This window comes from Legionella pneumophila subsp. fraseri (genome assembly GCF_000586315.1).
GTDB classification, from domain to species: domain Bacteria; phylum Pseudomonadota; class Gammaproteobacteria; order Legionellales; family Legionellaceae; genus Legionella; species Legionella pneumophila_B.
The window spans coordinates 110,752-136,916 of record NZ_KK074225.1 but is presented as its reverse complement, the minus strand read 5'-3'; the positions used below and the strand labels follow the sequence as shown (position 1 = coordinate 136,916).

Here is a 26,165-nt window from a genome sequence, read left to right as displayed (position 1 = left end):
TGTGTGAATAGCATAGGAGAATGATGTTATCCTCACTCTGAGTCGATAAGTTCTCCAATGCTCTAAAAACAAGGCTTACCCAATTGAGAAAAGATTTCTTTACATAAGCTATTATTCTACTAAGGGAAAATGACATCTGGTCAACATGAAAACGCCTATTTATCTTGTAACACAATTTCAACAACTGATGGATTTAATGCAAAACCAATATCAAGTGTCTTGTCTTGAACTGATGCAGCGCTCAGGTAACGCAGCCTGTGACTTTTTGATGCACCGGTGGCCAAAAGTTAAAAAAATCAGTATTTTTTGCGGCCGTGGCGATAATGGTGGACAAGGCTATGTTTTGGCTCAGCAGGCAAAAAAAATGGGAATGAATCCGACAGTATGGCAAGTAGGACACCAGCTGAGTAAGTCAAAGCCACCTCAAATGCATAAAGAGGTATGGCACGAAATGAATTCATGCCATCATCAAGGAATTGTTCTACATCCTTATTCGCCTGACATTGATTTAGGCAATCCTGAATTAATTGTCGACGCCCTTTTTGGCGTAGGGTTGTGTGGCCATGTTCGCCCGGAAATAGCCTCTCTTCTTCAACGCCTCCAACAATTCACTGTACCCATCCTGGCCGTCGAAGTACCTACAGGAATCAATGCCAGCACAGGTGAAATAGCGGGCAATGCCCTGGCTGCGACAGCGACTATTACCTTCTTGTGTATGAAATTAGGGCTATTAATAAATGATGGTAGAATTTATAGTGGGGAATTGGCATTCGATGATTTACTGGCACCTGAAACAATTTATCAACAGGTCAAAGGTATAGAAGAGCCCGACTTGCTTGATAATTCTACTGGCTTCCCCAAAAAAATTTGGTGCCGCAATAAAACGCAAAAAGTCTGGCAATTCGGCATCGACTAACGAGTAGATATTCTTTAATGAGCGATTCGTGTATAATGTTAAATCTATGAACAATTGCCAGTTATTACCTTAAATTATTAAATCTCGCTATTCCCCAACTAAAGGTTTTTTATGATTGAAAAAATTCGCAATATTGCCATTATTGCTCACGTTGACCATGGCAAAACTACTCTTGTTGACAAGCTCTTGCAACAAACTGGAACGCTGAATGAGAGAGCTCCAAAAGTTGAACGCGTGATGGACTCCAATGCGCTTGAAAAAGAGCGCGGCATTACTATCTTAGCCAAAAACACGTGCGTGTACTGGAAAGGTTATCAAATTAATATTGTAGATACACCAGGGCATGCGGATTTTGGCGGTGAAGTGGAGCGTATTCTTTCTATGGTCGACAGCGTTTTGTTACTGGTCGATGCAGTTGACGGTCCCATGCCACAAACCCGCTTCGTCACCCAGAAAGCATTTGCTCGTGGCTTAAACCCCATTGTCGTTATTAATAAAATTGACCGCCCAGGAGCAAGACCTGATTGGGTGATGGATCAAGTGTTTGACTTGTTTGATAACTTAGGCGCCAATGACACCCAACTGGACTTTCCTGTAGTTTATACCTCCGCTTTAAATGGCTATGCCAAACTTAATTTGGAAGACCATTCGTCAGACATGTCTGCTTTACTGCAAACGATCATAGATAAAGTCTCGCCACCTTGCGTCGATGCCAATGGTCCGTTTCAAATGCAAATCAGCTCTCTCGATTATTCTTCTTATGTTGGCACTATCGGTATTGGCCGTATTACTCGAGGGCAAATTAAGGCAAAATCTCCGGTAAAAATTATTGATAAAGACGGTAATATGCGCAGCGGGCGACTACTCCAGTTACTAGGATTTAAAGGCCTTGAACGTGTTGAAGTAGAAGAGGCCAGTGCCGGTGATATTATCGCGATAACCGGAATTGAGAACCTGAATATATCCGACACAATTTGTGACCCAAATCAGGTGGAGGCATTACCTGCACTTTTGGTAGATGAACCTACAATCAGTATGACCTTTCAGGTTAATGACTCGCCACTGGCTGGCCAAGAAGGTAAATACGTCACATCAAGAAAAATTCGTGAACGCTTAAATACAGAATTACTGCATAATGTGGCGCTTCGCGTAGAGGACTGCGATGACCCTGACAAATTCAGAGTTTCTGGACGTGGGGAATTACACTTGTCGATTCTCATTGAAACGATGCGACGTGAAGGCTATGAATTGGCGATAAGCAAACCGGAAGTGATTATTCGCGAAGTCAATGGTGAACAACAGGAACCTTATGAACATCTAACCGTTGATGTTGAGGAAAACCATCAAGGCACCATTATGGAAAAATTAGGCGAACGCCGAGGGGAAATGCAAAATATGGTTCCTGATGGCAAAGGCCGAGTACGCCTGGATTACATCATACCTACCCGGGGATTAATCGGTTTTCATAATGAATTTTTATCCTGCACTTCAGGTACTGGATTAATGTATCATGTCTTTGATCACTATGGCCCGTTGATTAAAGGGCGCATCGGAAAGCGTATCAATGGCGTCATGATAGCTAATTGCCCTGGAACTGCGCGGGCTTTTGCCTTGTTCAACTTGCAAGAACGTGGAAGACTATTTTTAGAACCCCAATCGGTCTGCTATGAAGGAATGATTGTAGGTATTCATGCCAGAGATAACGACCTGGTTGTTAATGTCACCAAAGAAAAGCAATTAACCAATATCAGGGCTTCAGGTTCAGATGAAAATATTATCTTGACCCCTCCAGTCAAATTATCTCTTGAGCAAGCACTGGAATTTATCGATGATGATGAGTTAGTTGAGGTCACCCCATTATCTATCCGTTTACGTAAAAAATTTCTCAAGGAACACGATAGAAAAAAAGCTTCTCGTACTGCCACCAATGAAGAATAATAAATATTATGAAACAAAAATTTAAACGAGCCATCTTGTATGCCCGCCAACACAGAGCCAATCAGGAAGTGAATGAAAGTTTGCATCGACTGGTTGACTTTTTAAGCACGCAAGACATAGAAATCTTTCAGGACACAGATACTGCGGCCAGTTTTGAATTAGAAGTTCCTGTTTTGCCTAGAGAAAAGATGGGGGCAAAACACGACTTGATCATTGTCGTGGGTGGTGATGGCAGTTTGCTTTCTGCCTCACGCATGGCGATAAAAGTTAATGCACCGGTCATCGGGATTAACAGGGGGAGGTTAGGTTTTTTAACGGATATTTTACCCCAAGACATTGAGTCCCATTTAGGCCCTGTGCTTAATGGACAATATAATGAAGAAGAACGCTTCTTATTGCATACTAAAATATATGATAAGGAAAACAGTTATTTTGAAGGCGATGCACTCAATGATGTCGTATTAGGCAGAGGAAGTGAAACGCATTTGATAGAATTTGACGTTTACATCAATCAGCAGCTGGTTAGCCATTATCGTTCAGATGGAATGATTTTATCCACTCCAACTGGCTCAACAGCCTATGCCTTGTCTGCAGGAGGACCGATAATGCATCCTCAACTCAATGCCATCGTCCTGGTACCCATGTTTTCACACAGCCTAAGTTCCCGACCACTCGTTATCGATGGGGAAGCAGAAATTGAATTGTATATCAGCAAATCAAATGAAACCGATTTGCGTATCAGTTGTGATGGTCACGAATCCCGTGTCGTTAAACCGGGACAGAAAGTAGCAGTCAAAAAAAACGGTAATCGATTGCGTTTGTTACACCCTCTTGATTATCATTATTATGATACATTACGAAGCAAACTTGGTTGGGAATCAAAGCATCAGGGATAAAACATGCTCACGACATTGCGCATTGAACATTTTGCTATTGTTAAACAACTGGAACTCGATTTTACACAAGGCATGACCACCTTTACGGGCGAAACAGGCGCTGGCAAATCCATCATGATTGACGCCTTGCTGTTAGCATTAGGTGAAAAAGCAGATCCTTCTGTAGTCCGCCCCGGCGAAGAAAAATGTGATATCACAGCTGGATTTTGTTTCGATGAATCATCAGAACCCGCTCAATGGTTAGCAGAACACGACATTTCTTGCCATGATGGTGAAATCTATCTAAGGCGTATTATTTACGCAGAAGGTCGTTCCAAATCTTATATTAATGGCCAACCTTTCCCTTTACAAAAAATAAAGGAATTAAGTGAAAAACTGGTGCATATCCATGGGCAACACCAGCATCAAACACTGATGCAACATGCAACACATAGACAACAACTTGATCGCTATGCCAATAACCACCTCTTGTTAAATGATGTCAATACACTCTATAAACAACATCAACAAATAGTACAAGAAATAAATGCATTACAAAGTCAGGAGCAACAAGCAGACCGTATTAAATTATTACAATTTCAAATTGATGAATTACAAGCGCTGGATATCCAGGATGGTGAACTGGAAGCCTTACATCAAGAGCATCAAATTTTGCATCATGCCAGAGAGTATCTGCAGTTAAGTCAACAGATCAATGAGGTATTGAATAGTGATGATCAACCGAATATTTGCTCTGGTTTAAACCAGATTTTTCAACTCATCCAGCAACTCCCTCAAGAACAAGCGCAAATAAAAAACACGGCTGAGTTAATTAATTCAGCCTTGATTCAATGTGAAGAAGCAATCACTGAAATGCAGCAATTCGCAGATAAAATTCAGCTGGATCCGGAAAGATTGCAAGAGGTGGAAACGCGAATCAGCTCTATTCATCAACTAGCCCGGAAGTACCATCTTGATAGCAAATCGCTTCAGGAGCATGAAAAAACATTACAAAATGAATTGGAAAGTTTGCAAAATGTAGAAAGCAAATTAGCACATCTGCATTTGCAATTGGCTCAAATCAATAAGGCATATGAAAGCGCCGCATTAAAATTAAGAGAATCACGCAAAATTCACGCAAAAAAACTGGCTCAAGAAATAACGGCCAGCATTCAGCAGTTAGGGATGCCAAAAGGATGGATTGAAATTGAAATCACTCCTTTAGAAAAAATGCAAGCTCACGGATTGGATAAAGTGGAATACAAGGTATGTACTAACCCTGGGATGGAACCTGATTCATTGAACAAAATTGCCTCTGGCGGAGAATTATCCCGAATCAGTCTTGCAATACAGATGATTACAGCACAAAAAGGTTCAACTCCTACCTTATTATTTGATGAGGTCGATGTGGGGATTGGTGGCTCAACTGCTGCACTAGTTGGAAAAATGCTGAGAAAACTTGGAGAAAGATTGCAGGTTTTTTGTGTTACCCACCAGCCGCAAGTTGCTGCCTCGGCACACCATCACTTTTTAGTCACCAAACATAGTAATAACAATCAAACTTTTACTCATATTTCATTGCTTAAAGCATCCGATAAAATTGCCGAGATCGCTCGCATGATGGGTGGGCTCACTATAACAGAACAAACACTTTCTCATGCGAAAGAGCTGATATCGCTGAGCAATGAGTGAACACGTCGATCATTTTCGCGTGAAATTTTACCAATCTATTGATTTAATTTCCTATTTTTTATACAAAATCTAAATTAATTCAAAAAATTAAAAAAAAATTAATAAAAAAACAGCACAATTAATAAAATAATGCTACAATGGATGCGTAACAATTTAGGAAATTAACATGTCAGAAAAAATTCGTGGTACAGTCAAGTGGTTTAATGAGTCCAAAGGTTTCGGTTTTTTAGAAAGTGGCGGCAAAGATTATTTTGTGCATTTTAGTGCGATCCAAGGCAGTGGTTTTAAAACCCTGGCTGAAGGCGCTACTGTAATGTTTAAAGCTTGCAACGGTCAAAAAGGACCTCAAGCTGAGGAAGTTGAAGTAGTCTAATTTTTTAATATTAGCCCTGTTTTTTCAAGTATAATTTAATCCTTGGAAAAACAGGGCTTTTTTTATCTGAAATATTCTTAATATTTCTGTTCTGCATTATAGAAAAATCCTGCTCAAGCAGCTACTTTAGCAAATATTGGTTAAAGCGAGCTCAATTATATGATAAAGTTTCTGCCATCGTTCCATTCAATTGCAGAAAAGCGTCTTAGGAAGCCAATTCAATAGAACTCAAAGACATAACTTGCAACAAACAATCCATTTATTAGGCACCATTCATCCAAAACATGCGGCGACATTAATTGCCAAAGAATCTGGGATGCTGGATACCCTTATCCCAACAGGTCAAAAAGTCACAAAGGGGACTCTTATTGCAAAAATTAACCCCAGATCTTAAAAAAAATCTACCACTTTCATTAAGCGTGTTAGAATTGGCAAAAGCACAATACGTTGGTTATAAAGGAGGCAGCATAGTAGATAAATATCAATCCCCCATCGTTTCTGGTAGACTTCATAAAGACGTTGGGTCCTATTTTGTCTATTATTAATTGTATTAATTGTTTCTGTACAAACTAGTATGGTTCTCATCAAGCTCTTGTACAACTTCTTCTTGAACCAGTTCTGTTGTTATTCTTATCTTATTAGAGTTATCCATGTTAGTTTGGTTAGTGATGGTTTTCTCATGACTATTGTCTTCTTTTGCCCATAACTTTGCAGAATTTTCTCGTAATATTTCAGAAGGTGACTTAACTTTCATATCATGAAACACAGTAGAATATGAGTTATTTTTGCTATCAATGAGATCTATTTTCGAACCCTCAGGTTTTGATTGTTTTTGTTCCTTTTTTTTCAATCTTGAAACGGAATCATATGTAAACATACTTGATAGGATGTCTCTTAAAAATTTACCAATTCCTTCTTTTATGAATTCTCCTAAGGCACTTAAATATGAACCAATTATTGAGAGTATACTCTCAATAAAGTAAGATTCTGTTTGTCTTGTTGATGAAGGCTTGTTCTCTTGTTTTTCCTTCTCTTGCTGACGTTCTTTTCTTGTTTTTTTAATTTGAGAGGGTTGAAGCAATGCGTCTTGATTTTTCGGATTGATTTGTTTTAGCTCAACCATTAGGTTTTTCTTTTTATTGTAAGCATCACCTGCTTTGTCAAGGTATCTAAATATATTAAGATTCATCTCTTGTTCAGCTTCTGTTCTTAGATAAAAGAAATGAGCCTCGGGCAATCCTTTAGCACCAACTTCGGGATGGAATTGTGTGGTTATAATCGGAACACCAAACTCTGATTCTGCTGCTTCAATGGATTCATTATCACTTGCAGTACCTGTATGTTGAAAGCCCGCTGCTAATTTGGAAACAACTTGCTCATGCGCGCCAAAAAACTCGGTTTCATAATGAGGGGAAGTAAGAGAATGAGAATCTTCTAATCCATTTAAACTCGTTTTTATATTGTGTAATTCTGTTTTTAATTGATCAGACTCGCCTATTTCTTCTACTAATTCTCTTAAATCAAATAACTCTTCTTCTATATTTAATCCAGTCAACTTTAATAAAAGCTGCACTTCAGATTTATCTAATTCCTCTAATTTTCCTAATGCATCTAATTTCCCTGCTTCCTGTACTATGTTTAATTTTTCCAATGCATTTATTTTTTCTGATAATCTATTATATTGGTTCATTCTTTCATTAAACGCTTTTCTGGCTGTATCCATTTCTTTCTGGACTTGTTTTCCACCAATAATTTGAGCTATTAATGAACTCTTATGCAGTTTGATTGCATCATAATTCATGACTTTTTGTGTATTTAATTTGTCAGAATTTAAATCGCATATTTCTCCACCGCCATATACTGCAATAACTTGATGTCCACCACAAACACCTAGAATAGGCATACCTTTTTCTGTCGCTACATGCACTAATGCCAATTCAGCAATTGTTCTGGAAAAATCATAATTTTGATCAGGATCTCTTGTTTGATTAAAAAGCTCAGGATCAATCATTGAATTATTACCAGATAATGCTAACACATCAACATTTTTAAGTAATTCCATTGCTTTTGCTTTGGCGTGTGCAAATAATCTTTGTCGGCCTTCTTTAGTGGAATACAACTTATCAAATGCTTCTTTAGGTATGTCTTCCATCATTTTTCTGTAGTCGCCGTCAATAACTTCGGAACCGACATATGTAAATGATTCTTTCAACGAAAGAACACTGCTGCCACCAACTTCAGGACTATAGGTAACAATTATTCTTGCCATGATCATAAGTATATTTGAATGAGCAGATGATATTATAAATGATCATTATTAAGGGATCCTTATTTATTGGATAATTTTTGATCAATTTAAATATTCTAATTTATTGGATTGCCCTGTTTATTTAATAGTTTTTTGAGATCAGTGAACGAGGATTGCTAATTGTATTTAGGAGGTTTATTAGAATAACGTGAATTCGATATAACTGCCTAAAAAATGAACTTAAAGAGGTTAACCTATAGAAAAACCAGACCATTTGTGATCTTATTTGTTTTTTCGAATAACAGAAATAAGAGCCAAGCGGCTGGATTGGATAAATTAATAGAATTATTCTCAATGTCATCGAACTGCTAATCAGATTGTTGAGAAATTAAGGCCTTCCTTTATGGATCCTCATGTCTGGAGTTGGGATACTAGCTTACCAGGAATTGATGATGACAGCAGTGGCACTGAATTGACCCTGGTTATTTCTAAACCAGACAATTTCAGGCAATTATTTGCTGAGGCTGAATAATTAAAAGGCATTCTGGATAAAAGCAAGTTATTTGAAACAGTGAGCTATGATCTTCGGCTTGATACCATGGGATACAATATAGATCTTGATTATAATCAATTGGCAAAACTTGGTCTTACAGCGAGTCAGGTGGAAAAGAATAAGGTTTTATTTAAAATGAAATAATTGGATATGGATTTTTGCAAATACTCTCAGTATTCTAGGCAACATGATTTCCCGCTGGCTTATTTATGACTTGTAAAGGATCTACGGTATTAATGGTTTCACCGGAAGGATTTTGCTTTAATTATGAAACATCAACCAGCAACTCTTTCCAATCATTCATGTCTATCAAAGACATAAGCACTAAGGCATTAGCAGAATTTACTGCTATGGTCTTGCAACTGGAAAAAGAAGAGATAAAAGTATTAACCCTCTCGCAAAGCCAGGATTTACCGGATGCCGTCTTTCCCAATAACTGGTTTTCAACACATACCGATACAAAAGGGAATAATATCCTGATTATTTATCCATTATTAGCCAAAAACAGACAAGCAGAAGTCAATATCAAAGGATTAATTGAAGTACTGAACAATGCTCAATTTGAAGTTAATGAACTAATTGACTTAAGAAACGATAAGGGTGAAATCCTTGAAGGAACTGGCAGCCTGGTTTTAGATAGAGAAAACCTCCTTCTTTATGCGTCCTTATCCCCACGAACATCCCTGAACCTGGTCAACAAAGTAGCTGATATTCTGGGATACACTCCTATTGTATTTAATAGTGTAGATAGGCAGAACAAACCCGTCTATCATACCAATGTCATAATGAGTTTAAGCAAATACTACGCTATTATTTGCCTAGACTCTATTAACGATGCTCAACAAAAAACAATACTTTCAAAAAGTTTCAAAGAAACAGGCAAAACAATTATTGACATTAGTTGGAATCAAGCACAGCACATGTGCGGTAATGTTTTGGAACTTTATAACAAAAAAGGCGAGAGCCTTTTAATTTTGTCCGAGCAAGCCAAACGACACTTTACTCATGAGCAACTAAGAATCATCCAGCAATACTCCAGATTAATATCAACAGATATCCCTACAATAGAAGCCATTGGAGGTGGAAGCGCACGATGCATGATGGCTGAAATTTTTTATTAAAAGTTCAAAAAATTTTGCTACCAGATTAATTTCCTTTCAGATATTCTCTAGGACGAGACTTACGAAAAACCCCAAGGTCAAGACAAAAAGATCGGGGATTTACGTAAGTCCTGTAGAAAACTAATCATTCAGGCAGGGAATCATCATGAAAATTAGTGAATTAAAAAAAATGGTCGCTGAATTAAATAAAGAGATTTTACTGAATGTCAGCCGTGCGGAAATAATTAGATTAGCCTCCAATTTATCAGGGATCATTGAGCATTTTGATGAGAAAGAGGATGTTGGTCCAGAACTTATGCACCAAGTAGAAGCCGTCATTTGTGAATTCTGGAAATTAGTTAGTCTCTCATCGCCTTATGACGAATGGCAAAACGGTATTCAAGTTACTCCCTGGCTTACAATACAACGATCATTATCGAAAATCGGATTACTGCCTACGGATTTTCACCATCCCATTTTGTACCAGCACTTAAAGGAGCACTATGAAAAGTTGGGGCACAGTCCATTAGGAATTGACCAACTCTTGCCCTTGCTTATCCGCAGCAGCCGCATGACAGGTTATGCTAATAAAGATCCACAATCTCTTGATACTTATCCTTATGCACAATTAAATAAACAAATCGAAGCGAGAAGGCCACAGGAACTCGCCAAGCTAAAAGACATCCTCTGCCTTTTAAGATCCGGCTTCTATTTAATTCATCATTGTTGCACCATTGAACAATTGGCTTTAATCCCTTACCTTATTTATTTCCGTAATCCCACTACAGATGAAGAAAGACGATCTGAGTTAGCCATTTTTAACTGGTTAATCCAAAAACCAGCTGATTGTCTTGAATTCTTTAAAACCAATGAAGATTATATTGATACAAGATCATTGAGACAAATTAATGAATTAGCGCAATTACGCTCGTTCATCCCGACTGCACGTGGTGATTTTATTAAATTAACTACTAAGGAACACTGGCTATACCCCTTTATTCAAAGCAGAACAAATACATCAAAATCAGAGTACGATTTGTTGAATGATACAGTCAATTGGTTAGACACTGATTTTGCAACTGAAAAAGATAAATCCTATCATGCTGCTTTGGAGTTTGCTCATGCCGTCAAAAAACAAGCAAGCATTTTAACCCAAAGAGAAATAAAAATAGTACATTCTGCGCTCTATGTCTTTTGCCTGGATAAATATATAAAACATCGTAAAGAAGACCCGCGTCCGAGGTGCACTCCCTTTTCACTTTCAGGAGAAACAAAATGCCGAGCAGCTGAAAAAAAACAGCAGGAGATACTGGGAAAACCAGTGAGATTTGGATTTTTCGAAAACCTGGCCTTGAATGAAGGAAGATTAAAAACACTGACCAAGGCGTTTGAAATACCGCCTTATACTTTACCAGGAAATTAATTACATTTAATTGTTGTTTTGATTAAAATCAAAAAATGGTGTCTGATTAAATCAAAATTAATTCACCTCAACGCATAGATATGGTAAAAAGAATCCTTCTCGATCATTCTGCTATTTACTCCTGGCTTAAGTGTGTTCTTCTTTCCTGCATGGTTTCTATGCTGTTGATAACCGTTTGATAGCATATCTCTTTCATTACTGGAATATCTTTCAATGGATATCCTTGATGGATAGCATAAGCTATCAAAAAACTATCCTGCCAAACTTTTTCATTTTTCCTGTGTTTTGCCTTAACCCATAATGCTATCCATAAAAAATGAAACTGCCATTTATCCCGATGTAACTCCATTTCCTCGGAAAATACTGCCTCCATAGCATCAGCCAAACGACAAACTTTAACTCCTTCCACAAAGCTGCTGTTATGATTGACAATTTTATCAATAGTGGGATTTTCAATATACCATGACTCTGTAAATTGCTTGTTTTTAAGCCACATTTTCGAGCGTTTTAAAGATTCTGCTATCTTTTCCTGAGTAAAAGGAATAATCTGAACACTCAATTGTTCAAATACGTAGTCCAAATCAAGCTTATCAGGTTTTAAACGAACACCCAGAAATTCCAGTATTTCTAAAAAATGCAAATTAGGTATATCACCTTTTTCAACAGTAATGGCTAAAAAATGCTCCACTATTGTTTGAAAATAAGAGAAATCAACTTCACGCAAGGTTACGCTGTCTTCAAAAGCTTTATGGTAATAATCTGTAACTTCTGCTGCAGAAATCTCTGGAGTTATCCAGGCATCTTTAATGCCCAAATCATACTTTAATAATAAGCCACATAACCTGTTTTTTTTATTTTTTCTCCCGTGGATAAAAACTCCTTGCGAACCGCTTCCATCCACTTCAGTTGCTTTAATTGTTATTCTTGCTTGAATAGCCTCTGTTTCAAATGTGACTCCCTTTTTTCTTTGCGTTTTAATCCAACGATCAAAAATTCCATGGTCATGAGTTGGATACCAATGTTTGATTATTTGTAATCTTGACAGTGATGCTGGTGTCAAAGTAATTGTATTCATTAATTGATCGATAGTAGAGAGCGCTATCTCTCGTACCTCGACATTAGGATGGAGTAAGGCCAGTAATGCAATATCTTTTCCTTCTTCAATACTATATAAATCGACAATCAAGTCTGCAAAAAAATCGGGCGGCATAGCATAGCTTTGTGCAAAAAAATTCTCTGTTATATCAAATAAGGTTAAATCAGATAATTCATGGATCAAATCTTTTATGGAATCCAAATGATTAAATTGCTCATCTACTTCTACCGCATCATCATCTTGGCTCGCCAGGCCATAATATGCCTCTTTTAAATCGTTAGTTAGCTCAACATGCACTTCATAAAATGCATTCAGTACGGGTAACCAAAAGCTTAAACTATGCTTGTGTGTATCAATAACCTCGGCTAAATGATTCATTAGTTGAGTTAATAATTTTGCGGCATTTTTATTATTTGCCTCTGCAGCTGCTTGCAATTGAGCAATACAAATGTCCAGAGCGAAAACACAGGCTGAGTATATAGGAGGGCCATCATGCACTAATTCTTCGCTCAAATTATTAATAAGGTGTATTAATTCAAGGCTAATTTCCGGGTGTTGAAAAAAAAAGGCATATAATTGAGGATCAGGTTCTGCATCTTGCTCAATCAATACAGCCATATCAGCAATTACTCGCTGCAATTCTTGAGTTTTATTAGTCATTATGTTTTTGGTACCTGCCTCGGCTTCCCATTCTCATCAATCGCAACAAAGACAAATACCCCTTCAGTAACCTGGTATTGTTCCATTTTGATCGATGAGTAAGCCCATACCTCAACCTGGATAGTCATAGAAGTATTACCCACTTTTACTAATTCAACGTGGCAGCTCACTACATCCCCTACATGCACGGGCTTTAAAAAAGTCATTGAATTAATTGCAACGGTAGCGACTCGTCCATGGGAAATTCTCTTTGCCAAAACACCTGCTGCCAAATCCATTTGGGATACTATCCACCCACCAAATATATCGCCATTGGCATTAGTATTTAGAGGCATGGCTAAAGTTTGGATAGTCAACTCTCCTTTAGGTGTTTGCATCCTTATTCTCCACCTCGTTTTAGTTTGGCCAAAGCATCTGCCATGGCTGTATTGAATACGGTTTTTCTGACCGGCTCCGATTTTTTTATCTTATCTTGTTTTTTCTTATGTTCTTGCTTCTTTTTAAATTCAGGCTGTTTTTGTTCTACTTGTTTTCTAGCCGACTGTGGTTTGTTTGCTTTCTGCAATACTCCAGGAGCCTGCTCATCATTCAGCCTCATACTTAAACCAATCCTTCGGCGTTCTTTATCCACTTCAACCACTTTAACTTTTACAATATCGCCGGCTTTAACAACAGAACGAGGATCTGTAATAAAGCGGTTGGTCATTGCGGAAATATGTACTAACCCATCCTGGTGAACGCCAATATCAACAAAGGCACCAAAATTAGTCACATTACTCACAACACCTTCCAGAACCATTCCTTGCTCCAAATCATTAATGTCCTCAACGCCCTCCTTAAATTGAGCCGTTCTGAATTCTGGTCTTGGATCGCGCCCCGGTTTCTCCAATTCACGTAAAACATCTCTTATTGTTGGCAAACCAAAAGTCTCATCCACATATTGTTCAGCGTTAATACTCTGCAATAATTCTCTATTACCGATTATTTCCTTAATACTAACTTTTTGATCTGAAATAATTTTTTCCACTAAAGGATAGGCTTCGGGATGAACACAAGAAGCATCTAAAGCATTATCTCCATTCATAATGCGTAAAAAACCGGCTGCTTGCTGAAAAGCCTTTTCCCCCATGCGATTGATATTCTTTAATTGATTTCTGTTTGTAAAAGCACCATGCTCGTCACGAAATTGCACAATGTTTTTAGCTAAAGTATCGTTTAGTCCAGAAACATGGGATAACAAGGCCGCGGAGGCAGTATTAACATCTACTCCAACAGCGTTCACGCAATCCTCAACAACACCATCCAGACAACGCGCCAACTTTGCCTGATTCACATCATGTTGATACTGGCCAACACCAATTGATTTGGCTTCAATTTTTACCAGTTCAGCCAAGGGATCCTGCAATCTGCGGGCAATAGATACAGCACCTCTCAGAGAGACATCCAAATCAGGAAATTCATTGGTGGCAATTTCAGAAGCGGAATAAACGGATGCACCGGCTTCACTGACAATCATTTTTGTTAATTTCAAATCAGGGTACATTTTAATTAAATCAGCGACCAATCGCTCTGTTTCCCGTGAGCCGGTGCCATTTCCTATGCTGATTAAATTAACCTGATATTTCACAGCAAGCTTTGCCAAATCCGCAATGGACTGGTGCCATTCATTTTGAGGGGCAAATGGAAAAATAACAGAATAATCCAGCAGTTTACCTGTCGCATCCACGACAACCACTTTAACACCTGTTCTAATTCCCGGGTCAAGACCTATTGTCACTTGAGGGCCCGCAGGAGCAGCCAGCAGCAAATCACGTAAATTCTTGGAAAACACTTTAATGGCTTCCTCATCTGCTATTTCGCGCAGACGAGTTAATAACTCAAGCTCCAGCTTGGTAAATAACTTAATTTTCCAAGTCATCCTGACCGTATCTATAAGCCAACCATCCGCTTTTCTTTGCCTGTCAATGACATTAAAGTAAGCCGCAACCTTATTCTCTCCATAATTGGCATCCTGATCGGGTAAAACCAGACTTACTTGCAGAATACCTTCACGCCGCCCCCGGAATAAGGCAAGTGCGCGATGAGATGGAATCTTTTTAATCGCTTCCGAATAATCAAAGTAATCAGAAAATTTATTCGCTTGATCCTTTTTATTACTGTTTCCTACTGATTTAACTATTCCGTGTTGCCATAAATACTCTCGTAATTCATTAATTAACTCAGCGTCTTCAGCAAAATGCTCCATTAAAATATGTCGCGCACCATCCAATGCAGCTTGAGTGTTTTCAATGCCTGCTTCGCTATTTATAAATTGGGAAGCCTGTTCCTCAGGATCCAAAGCAGGATCTTTCCATAAAGCATGAGCTAATGGCTCTAATCCCGCTTCAATAGCAATTTGCGCTTTTGTACGACGTTTAGGCCTATAAGGTAAATATAAGTCTTCCAGGCGTGTTTTAGTTTCAGCAGCTAATATGCTTTGTTCCAATTCCGGTGTTAATTTTTCTTGTTCACGAATGGATTGCAAAATGACTGTTCGTCTCTCATCCAATTCACGCAGATAAATTAGCCTTTCCGCAAGATACCGCAATTGCACATCATCAAGCCCCCCCGTTGCTTCTTTACGATAACGAGCAATAAAAGGGACTGTTGCTCCCTCATCTAACAACCGAATAGCAGTTTCTACCTGCGATACTTTGACCTTAAGTTCATCTGCAATAATTGCGGCTGACGCCAACATCACTTGTGCCATTCATATCCCCGTAAAACATGATAAAAATCGTCTCATTATATACTCATCACATACTATAATGCGATATAGAAATTGACCTAATATCTAAACAAACTGTCCTGATGTATACCACTTCACTACGTTTTACCCCTTCCTGATACACCAAACATAATCATTCATTTCACTAATGCCTTGTTTAAATAAATGATCGTTAGGCTCCTGAATTCGTTTTTGCGACTTCAACAACTCTATTATGGCACATTGCTGATAGGATGAAGCCACTTCTTCCGGGGAAACACTATAGGGAGGCCCTTGCACTTCCTCTTGATTATATTGCAAAGTCTTTAGCAGAATACTTCCCTCAGGCTTAAGCCACTTGAGGCAAATATCGACATAAGTTGATCGCAATTGTTTTGGCAAAGCAACCAAAGCTGCTCTGTCATAGATGGCATCAACTGGTTCTATTAAAGTTGAGTTTAAAGCAAAAATATCAGAAACCCATAAATTCATGTTATCTGCAAGGTATAGTTTTGCTTGACCTATCGTTTCCTTCTGAACAGTGATTTGGTGTTCCTGAACAAACTGAAAAATAGCCTTTTCAACCAATTCGATACCAGTCACATGATACCCTTGACGAACTAACCAAAGCATATCGAGACTTTTTCCACATAAAGGCACCAAAACCCTTCCTTTATCAGGGATATTCAAGGAAGAAACATAGGCAATCAAATCCGGATTTACTTCTTCTTTATGAAAGGAAATACGTCCCTCGCACCATAACTCATTCCAAAAATATTGGCCTTTGTTCACTCCACAGTCACCGATTTTGCAAGATTTCTAGGTTGATCCACATCAGTCCCTTTAGCTACAGCAACATGATACGCCAGCAATTGCAAAGGAATAGTGTAAACAATAGGCGCAAGCCAAACACCACAAGATGGAACTTTGATTAAACGAGCACCATTTGCTTTCCAATTTTGTGAATCATCAACAAATACAAATAACTGCCCGCCTCTTGCGCTCACTTCATGTAAATTAGATTTTAACTTATCTAAAAGCTCATCATTGGGGGCTACCGCAATCACAGGCATATCCTTATCAACCAAAGCCAATGGACCATGCTTTAATTCACCGGCAGGATAAGCTTCAGCATGTATATAAGATATTTCCTTAAGTTTTAATGCGCCTTCCAAAGCGACAGGATATTGCACCCCTCGCCCTAAAAATAAGGCATGAACTTTATTTACAAACAAAGAAGCCAATGATTCAATTTCTTCATTCATCTGCAAGACACGCTCACAACAGGCTGGCAACTCTTGTAATTGTCTTAAAACTTCCTGTGCGCGAGTGTCATTACAAAGCGCTGCGGCCAACATCAAAAAGGCTGCCAACTGAGTAGTGAACGCTTTGGTAGATGCTACACCAATCTCAACACCTGCCCGAGTTAAAAAAACACAATCCGCTTCTCTAACCAAAGTACTGGTTGCCACATTGCATATCGCTAAACTAGCCAAATAATTCGATTGCTTTGCCTTAAATAGGGCTGCAAGAGTATCAGCCGTTTCTCCTGACTGAGATACAGTGATAAATAAGGTATTGTCTGGGACAACAACATCTCGGTATCGATATTCACTGGCAATTTCAACCTGTGTAGGTAACCCGGCAAGTGATTCAAGCCAATATTTGGCAATCATTCCAGCATGATAACTGGTTCCACATGCCACAATGTGAATATTTTTTACCATTGGGAAAATATGGGATGCTTTCTCGCCAAAACTAGCCCTTAGCACATCAATGCTATTAATTCGACTTTCTAACGTGTCTGTGATTACCTTCGATTGTTCAAATATTTCTTTCAGCATAAAATGCCTGTATGGCCCTTTACTCACTATCTCAGAATCACTATTCAACGGATGAACCACTCTTTCGACAAGTACTCGATTGGAATCATAGACCTTAATATCCTGTGCGGTTACACAAGCACTGTCTCCCTCTTCCATGTAAATAACGGACTGGGCAAAAGATCGGAGTGCCAAGGCATCAGAGGCAATGAAATTCTCACCAATTCCAAATCCCAAAACCAAAGGACTCCCTTTGCGAATAGCAACCAACTCTTCCAGTCTTTTCTGATGAATAACTCCCAAAGCAAAAGCCCCTTGCATTTCTGCTGCAGCTTTCTGTACAGCCAGTAATAAATTCTCATGCTGCTGGTAATGATAATGAATCAAATGCGCAGCAACCTCTGTATCAGTTTCAGAGGTGAATTGATAACCATTAGTAATAAGCTGTTGACGCAAATGTTCATGATTTTCAATAATCCCATTGTGAACTAATGCTATTTCTCCATGAGATAAATGAGGATGAGCATTTTGTTCAGAGGGTTTACCATGCGTCGCCCAACGAGTATGAGCTATACCTGTATTTCCAGCGATAGCTGTCTCTTGCATAGCATCCGCCAAATTCTGTACTTTTCCCTGAATTCTTACTCGTTTTAAACGATCTTGATTATCTATGACAGCAATACCTGCAGAATCGTATCCTCTATATTCCAACCGGCGCAAGCCTTCCAATAAAATCTTGCTAATATCCCGTTCTGAAACAGCCCCCATAATCCCGCACATAACCTGCTCCTCTTTTCAGCAACTGTTTTGTAGAAATAAGCTTTTTTCATTCTTAGTTGATCTACTGCATATAGATAAAGAGTAAAGCGCATAAGAATGGAGCTAATTTCCTAAATACCTGGTGCCTTAAATTTTATAAATAATATTCCCTCATATGAATGAAGTATATCAATAAAAAAGGGGAATTATGACATAAAGTTTTACAAATCACTAAGGCAAATTAACTTTCATTATCATTTAGAGAGTCCAGGATTTCTTAAAAACCACTCTGAATTTACTTAAATAATGATTGATTTTGACAACTTCATCATGAAATCACCTGAATCACTGATAATATGATTCAGGTGATGATACCAAATTTTATTATGCGGACTCTGGCATTTTGCAAGTTACCTCGTAGCCATGTTCTTCCATCGCCAAACAAACCTCATAAGCAAGATAGTTATGTGCTCGCGTGGTTGGATGAATTTCATCCCAGAATAAATAGTCTTCTGGTTCATTGCACATGTGATAGTTATTTTCACCTGGTGCAAATTGCTTATCTCGATATTGAAGAACCTGCGTGTATTGCAATACGTAGTTGCGAGCAAATGGTGAGTGAATGAATGCATTGAACATGGGGAACTTCACATCAATACAGGCATCTTTCACATTGTAAAAACCATATTTCTCCGGATCTTCAAACGCTTTTTTCAGATATTGTTCTGTATTCACAAACAAGAAGTCCGCTGTTGGGTATCGCTCTTTCCATGCATCAATTCGTTTTGCAAGACGCTCATTATGAAGGTCTACCGCTGCATTCAACACGTCACGATCCGTAGTTTTCACAAACTTGGGAGTATCCCCCACATGAGGAATTCCCATAATAACAAAACGTCTCGCTCCGGCATTAGCCAGCTTCAGAACTGCAGAACTCATACCATCCAATACATTGTCAATATAGGTACTCATTACTTCAGTATTGTAATTGTCCTCAAAAAACAGGACATTAATGTAGTCATTGCTTCCTGAATAAATAAAATAGAGCGTTTCATCACTTAATTGCTCATGTTCCAGCAAATAAGCTTGCACTATCAAGCCAAGACTTGGAGGAATCAACTTTCCTACTATCAAATTTTTGATTGTTCCTAATGGATGCCGTATCAAGTTCCAAACCGTTAATTGATAATCATAAGTGGCAGACCAGCTCCCTCCAAATGCCTTGTTGAGATAAACTTCTTCATCACTTTTTTGTATGGATAGCATTTCTGCCAAGTACTCAATCCAGACACGGCCATTAGAAAATCGATTTTTCCAATAAGGCTTGCCAGGCAGAACCGGGACTAATTTTACTTTGCTCACCAAATTGGCAACATAAGGAGCCAAATCATGATCAAAAAAATCAGTCACTGCAGAGATTCCTGCATCAAGTACCATCTGAGGAACGTAATAATCGTTAGCAAACTCTATCATTTTGTTGATAACAAAAATTTTGAAAGGAGCCACTAAAAACGCGGGGTCCTCTTCCTGACGCAGGCTTTTAAGCAAATGAGTGGTATTACCATTATCAGACAAGCTGTCTCCAAACACCACGATTGATTTTACTGGAATGGACGTGAAACCAACCAAGGGGAGAGACAGTAGTAAAATAAAGAGCCAGCGACAAATCCTGTTGTTTTGGACCATAAAAATCTCCTTATATCAAAGCCAGCGAAACAAAAGATAGCAGCTTAACCCTTAGAGTATGATCAGAATTTAATTATTGTCAACGATTCTTTAATACTTAAGTTCCAATATGCAAAAATGCAACATTACCTGTTGCAAAAAGAATCGAAGCCCATGCTCCAATTGCAATTATGGTGCTCTTTGCACCGTTACAATCCCAACTGCCCAGAAATGCATTTAATTCATTCCTATTGATTAAATTGTGAGTAAATGATAATTTTTGCGAATTGATTTTTTGTTAATCTTGTAGGTTACAACGTGAAAGACATTATTATTGCATCATTTTACAAGTTTATTCCTCTCAATGATTTTGAATCTCTGAGAGAACCCATACTCACTAAAATGCATGAAACAGGCATAAAAGGAACCATCATCCTGGCTCATGAGGGCGTCAATGGCGGATTTGCCGGGAGTAGGGAACAAATGACTGTTTTTTATCATTACCTGCGTTCTGATTCACGCTTTGCCGACCTGCATTTTAAAGAAACCTCTGATAGCAAAAATCCTTTTGATAAAGCGAAAGTGAAACTCCGTAAAGAAATAGTGACAATGGGCGTTCAGAAAGTTGATCCCTCTCATAATGCAGGGACCTATCTAGACCCTGAGGAATGGCATCAGTTTATTCAAGATCCTGATGTTATTTTATTGGACACTCGCAATGATTATGAATACGAGCTGGGTACTTTCAAGAATGCAATTAACCCCGACATTGAAAATTTCAGGGAATTTCCGGACTATGTTCAGCGCAATTTAATCGATAAAAAAGACAAGAAAATAGCCATGTTTTGTACTGGAGGAATTCGTTGCGAAAAAACGACAGCCTATATGAAAGAGCTGGGCTTTCAACATGTTTACCAGCTTCATGACGGAATTCTAAACTATCTGGAATCTATTCCTGAAAGTGAATCACTTTGGGAAGGTCAATGTTTTGTTTTTGATGACCGCGTCGCAGTGGATCAAAAATTAGACCGCGTTTACCCGCAATTACCTCAGGATTATAAGTACGAAAGAGAACAGAAATAATATAGAATATATTTATTTTGCCAAAGGCTGTTCAAAGCAACAAAATTAAGAAAAGCAGTTAAATGGGATAATACATCCGTTATACTGTTTTTTATTCAATAAATCAGATGAATTATGACTACCAAAAAACAACCAGATTCCACCATAGCATTAAATAGAAAAGCTGGTTTTGATTACTTTATTGAAGATCAATACGAAGCAGGCTTGGTTTTGGAAGGCTGGGAAGTAAAAAGTCTGCGGGCAGGAAAAATCAATTTGTCAGATGCACACGTGATAATCAAATACGGTGAGGCATTCCTGTTAGGAGCTCAAATACAGCCTCTTCCTACTGCATCCACTCATTTTATTCCTGATCCGGTCAGGACACGCAAGCTATTGATGAATAAAAAAGAATTAAACCATCTCATCGGAAGTGTTGAAAGACAAGGCTATACCATAGTGCCTCTTTCTTTGTATTGGAAAAAGAATAAAATTAAAATAAAAATCGCTCTGGCTAAAGGAAAAAAAGAGCATGACAAAAGAGACACAATCAAAGACAGAGAATGGCAAAGAGATCGTTCGCGAATAATGAAAAAGAATACTTGAGGAGATGGTTTATGAAAATAGGTGAGGTTGTCCCCGATTTTGCATTTAACGCCACGAACAACGTGCAAGGACATCTTAAAGATTACAAAGGACAAATCATTATACTTTATTTTTACCCCAAAGACGCCACCCCTGGATGTACGACTGAAGGTCAAGATTTTAGAGATGCCTACTCACAATTTAAAGATTTAAATGCGGTTATTTTTGGTATTTCGAGAGATAGTTTAAAATCTCATGAACAATTCAAAAGCAAACAGAATTTCCCTTTTGAGTTAATCAGCGATAGCGATGAAACATTATGCCAAATGTTCGATGTGATCAAGATGAAATCCATGTATGGCAAGCAAGTCAGGGGGATAGAGCGTAGTACTTTCATTATAGACACACAAGGCATCTTGACACACGAATGGCGTAAAGTGGCTGTTAAAGGGCACGTAGAAGAAGTTCTAAATGCAGTGCGATCTTTGGCAGGATAAACAAGAACTATCCCTGTTGGTGATTCATGTTTTAAAAAAGTACTTTTTATAGAATATTTAATTAGTTTTTGCTATTATTGTTGCGGATAAATACATCAAATTCACCCTTTTCCAAAGAGTTCAATATGTTTATCCGCAACCTGCAACTTTTTATAGTTGTTGCCTCTTGCGTACTAATTTTAATTAGTACAGATATTTTGTTACCCAGCTTGCCCCACATTGCTCACTCACTCGCCGTGTCATCAAATGAAGCGAAAATGCTCATTTCTATTTTCATGACAGGGCAATTTTCTACGGTTCTTGTTTGGGGAATTATTGCCGACCAGTTAGGCAGAAGAAAAACATTATTTCTTGGGATGTTTATTTTCTTTATTGGCTCAATCTTCAGTTTGAAAGCCGATTCAATTCAGTGGTTGCTGGTCTGTCGATTCTTGCAGGGTACAGGAGCGGTTGTTGTCCCTGTTGCAGGTTGGGCTTTAGTCCAGGATCTTTTCCCCAAAGATGAGGGAGCCCGCATCATGACCTGGATTGGGACACTGACTGCAGTGATTCCACTCTTTGCACCCGCATTGGGAGGAAAATTGGATGTGTTATATGGTTGGCGTTCAAATCTTTATTGTATCGCATTTTACTCTTCCATCTTATGCGTCATTATGCTGTTTTTACCCAGAAATATCCCAGTGCAAAAAACAACAACTCCTGGCCTGAGGGAAACACTAGGCATTTACATTCGAATTATAAAAAACAAAACGTTTATTTCCTACATAGCACTATTTGGGTTATTAAACTGTGGTGAATGGTGCTTTCTGACTGTAGCTCCATTTTATTATTCGCATGCCCATATTTCCCCTGACAAAATGGGGATCTTGTTAATGATTGCTTCCATGGGGTTTGTCTGTGGATCTTTACTGGCCTCCCGCTTATTTAATCGCTTTGGGATTGATAAAATCATAGCATTGGGAATTCAACTGGCTTTAATGAGCAGCCTGATGTTGTTAATAGGAGAATACTTTCATTGGAGCAAATACCAATTCTATAATGCCATAACCATCGGTGTCTATATTCTAAGCTCAGCCCTGCTATGGGGCGCAACCACATCCAGAGCCCTGCAATGTTTCGATGATTACAGAGGCTCAGCGTCTGCTATTCGCAGTTTAATATTATTGTGCTTTGCTGCATTTGGCACTTATTCAGGTCGCCTGGTTAATCATAACAGCCTGTTCCCCGTTGGATTATTTTTACTTTTTATGGCCTTCATTGCATTGATTGTTTTCAATAATAAAGAATTGAAAACAGAACGGGAAATGGAAGGCATACCCATTTAACTTAAAAACAAACTCTTCATAATATAGTTCTTGACGGAACCAGCATAGCTCAGCACAATGAACATAGAATTCAAGGATTTCAATGCACTCCTTGCCTACGCAGGAGACTGATTCCACTTGAATTGAAGAATACTTTAGCTGACAGGGTGAACCTATGGATAATACCAATACCGGACTTAAGCTGTTCGTGCTTGATACTAATATTTTGATGCATGATCCTACTGCCATCTACCATTTTGATGAACATGATATTTATTTGCCAATGGTGGTGCTTGAAGAGTTGGATAGTCATAAAACAGGAACATCCGAATTGGCGAGAAACGTGAGACAAACGAACCGCATGTTAGTAGAGCTAATGAGTAATGCTACTCACGATCAAATTGTCTCAGGACTGCCTATCCCATCTTATATCAATAGCAGTAACAAGAAATGCAGTGGAAGATTGTTTTTTCAAACTGATGAATTTGATCAAGTGGTTCCTTCAACTCTGCCGGGCCATAAAGTAGACAATACAATACTGGCAACCGCTTTGGGTCTGCAAAAAAAATATTATGGCAAAAGACAAGTTATCATTATCTCAAAAGACATCAACTTACGTATTAAAGCAGGGATATTAGGCATTCATGCGGAAGATTACTACAATGACCAGGTGCTGGATGATGTTAATTTACTGCACAGAGGATTACATATTCTGGATAACAATTTTTGGGACAGTCATGCCAAAGACATGGGATCCTGGCAAGAAAGTGGTAAAACCTTTTATAAAGTCACCGGGCCATTGGTCAGTCAATGGAATCCAAACGATTGCCTTAGTACGGAAGATGATCAGTTTCAAGCTTTGGTCAAAAAAATTGATGGTTCTAATGCGATAGTTCAACTCATTCGTGACTACACTCAGCCCAAACATTCAGTCTGGGGTATCACAGCACGAAACCGGGAACAGAATTTTTCCTTAAACCTGTTACTGGATCCCGATATTGATTTTGTCAGTTTACAGGGTTCAGCCGGTACAGGTAAAACATTATTAACCATAGCCGCAGGATTAACCCAGGTCATGGATCAAAATCGCTACAGTGAGATATTAATGACCCGAGTAACAATTCCTGTTGGCGAAGATATAGGATTCTTACCGGGTACCGAGGAGGAAAAAATGACTCCCTGGATGGGCGCTTTAATGGATAATCTTGAAGTACTCCACAGCTCGCAAGTAGGCGGCAGTTTTGGACGTGGAGCAACCCAGGATTTACTGCAAAATAAAATTAAAATACGCTCATTAAATTTTATGCGGGGAAGAACTTTTTTAAATCGATATATTATAATTGATGAAGCGCAAAACCTGACTTCAAAACAAATTAAAACGTTGGTTACAAGAGCAGGCCCAGGTAGTAAAATTATTTGTCTGGGGGATATCAAGCAAATTGACACCCCCTATTTAACTGAAACCACTTCCGGACTCACTTTTGCTGTAGATCGGTTTAAAAGTTGGGAACACAGCGCTCATATGACGTTGACTCGGGGAGAGCGCTCAAGGCTGGCATTTTATGCGGCTGAGCATTTATAGTATTTGTTTATGAGGATTAATAATGACTGATCAAGCGATCACTTTTGATGATGTTCTGCTCGTCCCATCATACAACCATCATGAATCAAGACGGGTTGTTGAAACAACCAGTACCGACCGGTTAGGCAAACTCACTTTAAATCTTCCTGTCATTAGTGCCAATATGGATACGATTACCGAAAGCAATATGGCCAATTTTATGCACAGTAAAGGAGCCATGGGCGCTTTGCACCGATTCATGACCATAGAAGAAAATATTCAGGAATTTAAGAAATGCAAGGGGCCTGTCTTTGTATCGGTTGGATGTACTGAAACGGAATTACAAAGAGCCGAAGCACTGCGAGATGCAGGAGCCGATTTTTTTTGTGTTGATGTGGCGCACGCACACGCCAAATACGTTGGCAAAACCTTAAAAAGCTTACGTCAGTTATTAGGAAGTCGCTGCATTATGGCCGGGAATGTCGCCACTTATGCCGGGGCAGATTATCTTGCGTCTTGTGGTGCTGATATTATTAAAGCGGGTATTGGAGGAGGCTCGGTATGCAGCACACGAATTAAAACCGGCTTTGGCGTACCGATGCTAACCTGTATTCAGGATTGTTCACGTGCTGATCGCTCCATCGTTGCTGATGGTGGCATCAAAACCTCGGGTGATATTGTCAAAGCACTGGCCTTTGGTGCTGATTTTGTGATGATAGGTGGCATGTTAGCCGGCTCTGCCCCCACACCAGGAGAAGTTATTCAAAAGGATGACGGAACCAAAGTCAAACGTTATCGAGGCATGGCATCCAGGGAAGCACAGGAAGAATTCCTTGGACAAATGCATGAATGGAAAACAGCAGAAGGTGTTGCCACTGAAGTGCCGTTTAAAGAGAATCCTGATGGCATTATTGCTGATATAGTGGGAGGGTTACGCTCTGGCCTTACCTATGCGGGTGCTGACTCCATCAGTGAATTGCAAAGAAAATTAAACTATGTGATTGTCACCCAGGCTGGGCGCATAGAAAGTTTGCCCCACAAATTATTGGAAGGATAACTCACCAGCCCGGGCAGTCTGTTTTACCATCTATCCAGGCATAGACTGACTGGGCGTCGGAACATCAGAAGATGAGCCTGAGCCAGAGGATTGACCACTCCCACTGTTCGAACTGCTGGACGTTTTATCATAATTTGTTGGATCACCAAGACCTGGCGTACTTGTATTTGTATTCGACTCTGGCGGCGGACTCAGTTGTGATGAAGTATCACTACTACTGCTACTACTCGCT

20 protein-coding genes and 3 pseudogenes are annotated in these 26,165 nt (G+C 38.9%); 15 read left to right on the top strand and 8 right to left on the bottom strand.

The window, feature by feature from the left end:
* The first annotated feature begins 145 nt into the window (after positions 1–145).
* From CC34_RS01000000116585 to CC34_RS1000000117140, 6 genes and pseudogenes are all read left to right on the top strand, one after another.
* Entirely contained in the window at positions 146–916 is a 771-nt protein-coding gene (locus CC34_RS01000000116585) for an NAD(P)H-hydrate epimerase (RefSeq protein ID WP_230963970.1), read from the top strand.
* A gap of 111 nt (positions 917–1,027) precedes the next feature.
* A complete protein-coding gene (gene typA / locus CC34_RS0112220; RefSeq protein ID WP_028379010.1) occupies positions 1,028–2,854 on the top strand; it encodes a translational GTPase TypA in 1,827 nt (608 codons plus the stop codon).
* A gap of 8 nt (positions 2,855–2,862) precedes the next feature.
* Positions 2,863–3,750, top strand: a complete 888-nt coding sequence (locus CC34_RS0112215) for an NAD(+) kinase (protein WP_028379009.1) — start codon at positions 2,863–2,865, stop codon at positions 3,748–3,750.
* A 3-nt stretch (positions 3,751–3,753) separates the two neighbouring features.
* Positions 3,754–5,421 (top strand): DNA repair protein RecN, encoded by a 1,668-nt coding sequence (gene recN / locus CC34_RS0112210; protein ID WP_028379587.1) that lies wholly within the window; start codon positions 3,754–3,756, stop codon positions 5,419–5,421.
* A gap of 166 nt (positions 5,422–5,587) precedes the next feature.
* Positions 5,588–5,794 (top strand): cold-shock protein, encoded by a 207-nt coding sequence (locus tag CC34_RS0112205; protein ID WP_010948512.1) that lies wholly within the window; start codon positions 5,588–5,590, stop codon positions 5,792–5,794.
* A 235-nt stretch (positions 5,795–6,029) separates the two neighbouring features.
* Positions 6,030–6,240 (top strand): annotated as a pseudogene (locus CC34_RS1000000117140) (efflux RND transporter periplasmic adaptor subunit); the annotation flags it as partial.
* 104 nt (positions 6,241–6,344) lie between these two features.
* Here CC34_RS1000000117140 and ceg34 read toward each other — a convergent pair.
* Complete coding sequence (gene ceg34 / locus CC34_RS0112195; RefSeq protein ID WP_028379007.1) at positions 6,345–8,075, bottom strand: Dot/Icm T4SS effector Ceg34; 1,731 nt, start codon at positions 8,073–8,075, stop codon at positions 6,345–6,347.
* 313 nt (positions 8,076–8,388) lie between these two features.
* Here ceg34 and CC34_RS1000000117565 point away from each other — a divergent pair.
* The 3 genes and pseudogenes from CC34_RS1000000117565 to CC34_RS0112180 form a co-directional block, all read left to right on the top strand.
* Positions 8,389–8,727 (top strand): annotated as a pseudogene (locus tag CC34_RS1000000117565) (AcrB/AcrD/AcrF family protein); the annotation flags it as partial.
* Positions 8,728–8,804: 77 nt separating this feature from the next.
* On the top strand, positions 8,805–9,716 hold the full coding sequence (locus CC34_RS0112185) for an arginine deiminase-related protein (RefSeq protein ID WP_229309820.1): 912 nt from the start codon (positions 8,805–8,807) through the stop codon (positions 9,714–9,716).
* 145 nt (positions 9,717–9,861) lie between these two features.
* The gene (locus CC34_RS0112180) at positions 9,862–11,118 is read left to right on the top strand and encodes a hypothetical protein (protein WP_028379586.1); all 1,257 of its coding nucleotides are present in this window, start codon (positions 9,862–9,864) and stop codon (positions 11,116–11,118) included.
* A gap of 115 nt (positions 11,119–11,233) precedes the next feature.
* Here the strand turns inward: CC34_RS0112180 and CC34_RS0112175 are convergent, their stop codons facing one another.
* The 6 genes from CC34_RS0112175 to plaC form a co-directional block, all read right to left on the bottom strand.
* The gene (locus CC34_RS0112175; RefSeq protein WP_028379004.1) at positions 11,234–12,874 is read right to left on the bottom strand and encodes a lpg2832 family Dot/Icm T4SS effector; all 1,641 of its coding nucleotides are present in this window, start codon (positions 12,872–12,874) and stop codon (positions 11,234–11,236) included.
* The gene (locus tag CC34_RS0112170) at positions 12,874–13,251 is read right to left on the bottom strand and encodes an acyl-CoA thioesterase (protein ID WP_028379003.1); all 378 of its coding nucleotides are present in this window, start codon (positions 13,249–13,251) and stop codon (positions 12,874–12,876) included. Before CC34_RS0112170 ends, CC34_RS0112175 begins: the two co-directional genes overlap by 1 nt.
* A 2-nt stretch (positions 13,252–13,253) precedes the next feature.
* Complete coding sequence (locus CC34_RS0112165) at positions 13,254–15,623, bottom strand: Tex family protein (protein ID WP_028379585.1); 2,370 nt, start codon at positions 15,621–15,623, stop codon at positions 13,254–13,256.
* 123 nt (positions 15,624–15,746) lie between these two features.
* Complete coding sequence (locus tag CC34_RS0112160; protein ID WP_028379584.1) at positions 15,747–16,412, bottom strand: thiopurine S-methyltransferase; 666 nt, start codon at positions 16,410–16,412, stop codon at positions 15,747–15,749.
* A complete protein-coding gene (gene glmS, locus CC34_RS0112155; RefSeq protein WP_028379583.1) occupies positions 16,409–18,223 on the bottom strand; it encodes a glutamine--fructose-6-phosphate transaminase (isomerizing) in 1,815 nt (604 codons plus the stop codon). Before glmS ends, CC34_RS0112160 begins: the two co-directional genes overlap by 4 nt.
* A 363-nt stretch (positions 18,224–18,586) precedes the next feature.
* The gene (gene plaC / locus CC34_RS0112150) at positions 18,587–19,888 is read right to left on the bottom strand and encodes a lysophospholipase/glycerophospholipid:cholesterol acyltransferase PlaC (protein WP_028378999.1); all 1,302 of its coding nucleotides are present in this window, start codon (positions 19,886–19,888) and stop codon (positions 18,587–18,589) included.
* A 297-nt stretch (positions 19,889–20,185) separates the two neighbouring features.
* On the opposite strand from plaC, the gene trhO reads away from it, so the two are divergent.
* From trhO to CC34_RS0112120, 6 genes are all read left to right on the top strand, one after another.
* Positions 20,186–20,950 carry an oxygen-dependent tRNA uridine(34) hydroxylase TrhO gene (gene trhO / locus CC34_RS0112145; protein ID WP_028379582.1) on the top strand — a complete coding sequence of 255 codons (765 nt, stop codon included), beginning with the start codon at positions 20,186–20,188 and terminating at the stop codon, positions 20,948–20,950.
* Between the two features lie 114 nt (positions 20,951–21,064).
* Positions 21,065–21,535 (top strand): SsrA-binding protein SmpB, encoded by a 471-nt coding sequence (gene smpB, locus CC34_RS0112140; protein ID WP_028378997.1) that lies wholly within the window; start codon positions 21,065–21,067, stop codon positions 21,533–21,535.
* Positions 21,536–21,546: 11 nt separating this feature from the next.
* On the top strand, positions 21,547–22,011 hold the full coding sequence (locus CC34_RS0112135) for a peroxiredoxin (RefSeq protein ID WP_028379581.1): 465 nt from the start codon (positions 21,547–21,549) through the stop codon (positions 22,009–22,011).
* Positions 22,012–22,097: 86 nt separating this feature from the next.
* Positions 22,098–23,336 (top strand): MFS transporter, encoded by a 1,239-nt coding sequence (locus tag CC34_RS0112130; protein ID WP_308471473.1) that lies wholly within the window; start codon positions 22,098–22,100, stop codon positions 23,334–23,336.
* Between the two features lie 154 nt (positions 23,337–23,490).
* Positions 23,491–24,897, top strand: coding sequence for a PhoH family protein (locus tag CC34_RS0112125; RefSeq protein WP_027228753.1), 1,407 nt, complete (start codon positions 23,491–23,493; stop codon positions 24,895–24,897).
* Between the two features lie 22 nt (positions 24,898–24,919).
* Positions 24,920–25,933: a guanosine monophosphate reductase gene (locus CC34_RS0112120; RefSeq protein ID WP_027222966.1), complete on the top strand. Its 1,014-nt coding sequence runs from the start codon at positions 24,920–24,922 to the stop codon at positions 25,931–25,933.
* Positions 25,934–25,963: 30 nt separating this feature from the next.
* Here CC34_RS0112120 and CC34_RS1000000117560 read toward each other — a convergent pair.
* A pseudogene (locus CC34_RS1000000117560) lies at positions 25,964–26,165 on the bottom strand (hypothetical protein); the annotation flags it as partial.

Coding starts and splice junctions, on each gene's coding strand:
- CC34_RS0112125 (WP_027228753.1), top strand. CDS start 23,491: ATGGATAATACCAATACCGGACTTAAGCTGTTCGTGCTTGATACTAAT.
- CC34_RS0112180 (WP_028379586.1), top strand. CDS start 9,862: ATGAAAATTAGTGAATTAAAAAAAATGGTCGCTGAATTAAATAAAGAG.
- typA (WP_028379010.1), top strand. CDS start 1,028: ATGATTGAAAAAATTCGCAATATTGCCATTATTGCTCACGTTGACCAT.
- CC34_RS0112175 (WP_028379004.1), bottom strand. CDS start 12,874: ATGACTAATAAAACTCAAGAATTGCAGCGAGTAATTGCTGATATGGCT.
- CC34_RS0112170 (WP_028379003.1), bottom strand. CDS start 13,251: ATGCAAACACCTAAAGGAGAGTTGACTATCCAAACTTTAGCCATGCCT.
- glmS (WP_028379583.1), bottom strand. CDS start 18,223: ATGTGCGGGATTATGGGGGCTGTTTCAGAACGGGATATTAGCAAGATT.
- plaC (WP_028378999.1), bottom strand. CDS start 19,888: ATGGTCCAAAACAACAGGATTTGTCGCTGGCTCTTTATTTTACTACTG.
- CC34_RS0112185 (WP_229309820.1), top strand. CDS start 8,805: ATGACTTGTAAAGGATCTACGGTATTAATGGTTTCACCGGAAGGATTT.
- CC34_RS0112165 (WP_028379585.1), bottom strand. CDS start 15,623: ATGGCACAAGTGATGTTGGCGTCAGCCGCAATTATTGCAGATGAACTT.
- recN (WP_028379587.1), top strand. CDS start 3,754: ATGCTCACGACATTGCGCATTGAACATTTTGCTATTGTTAAACAACTG.
- CC34_RS0112215 (WP_028379009.1), top strand. CDS start 2,863: ATGAAACAAAAATTTAAACGAGCCATCTTGTATGCCCGCCAACACAGA.
- CC34_RS0112135 (WP_028379581.1), top strand. CDS start 21,547: ATGAAAATAGGTGAGGTTGTCCCCGATTTTGCATTTAACGCCACGAAC.
- CC34_RS01000000116585 (WP_230963970.1), top strand. CDS start 146: ATGAAAACGCCTATTTATCTTGTAACACAATTTCAACAACTGATGGAT.
- CC34_RS0112205 (WP_010948512.1), top strand. CDS start 5,588: ATGTCAGAAAAAATTCGTGGTACAGTCAAGTGGTTTAATGAGTCCAAA.
- smpB (WP_028378997.1), top strand. CDS start 21,065: ATGACTACCAAAAAACAACCAGATTCCACCATAGCATTAAATAGAAAA.
- CC34_RS0112120 (WP_027222966.1), top strand. CDS start 24,920: ATGACTGATCAAGCGATCACTTTTGATGATGTTCTGCTCGTCCCATCA.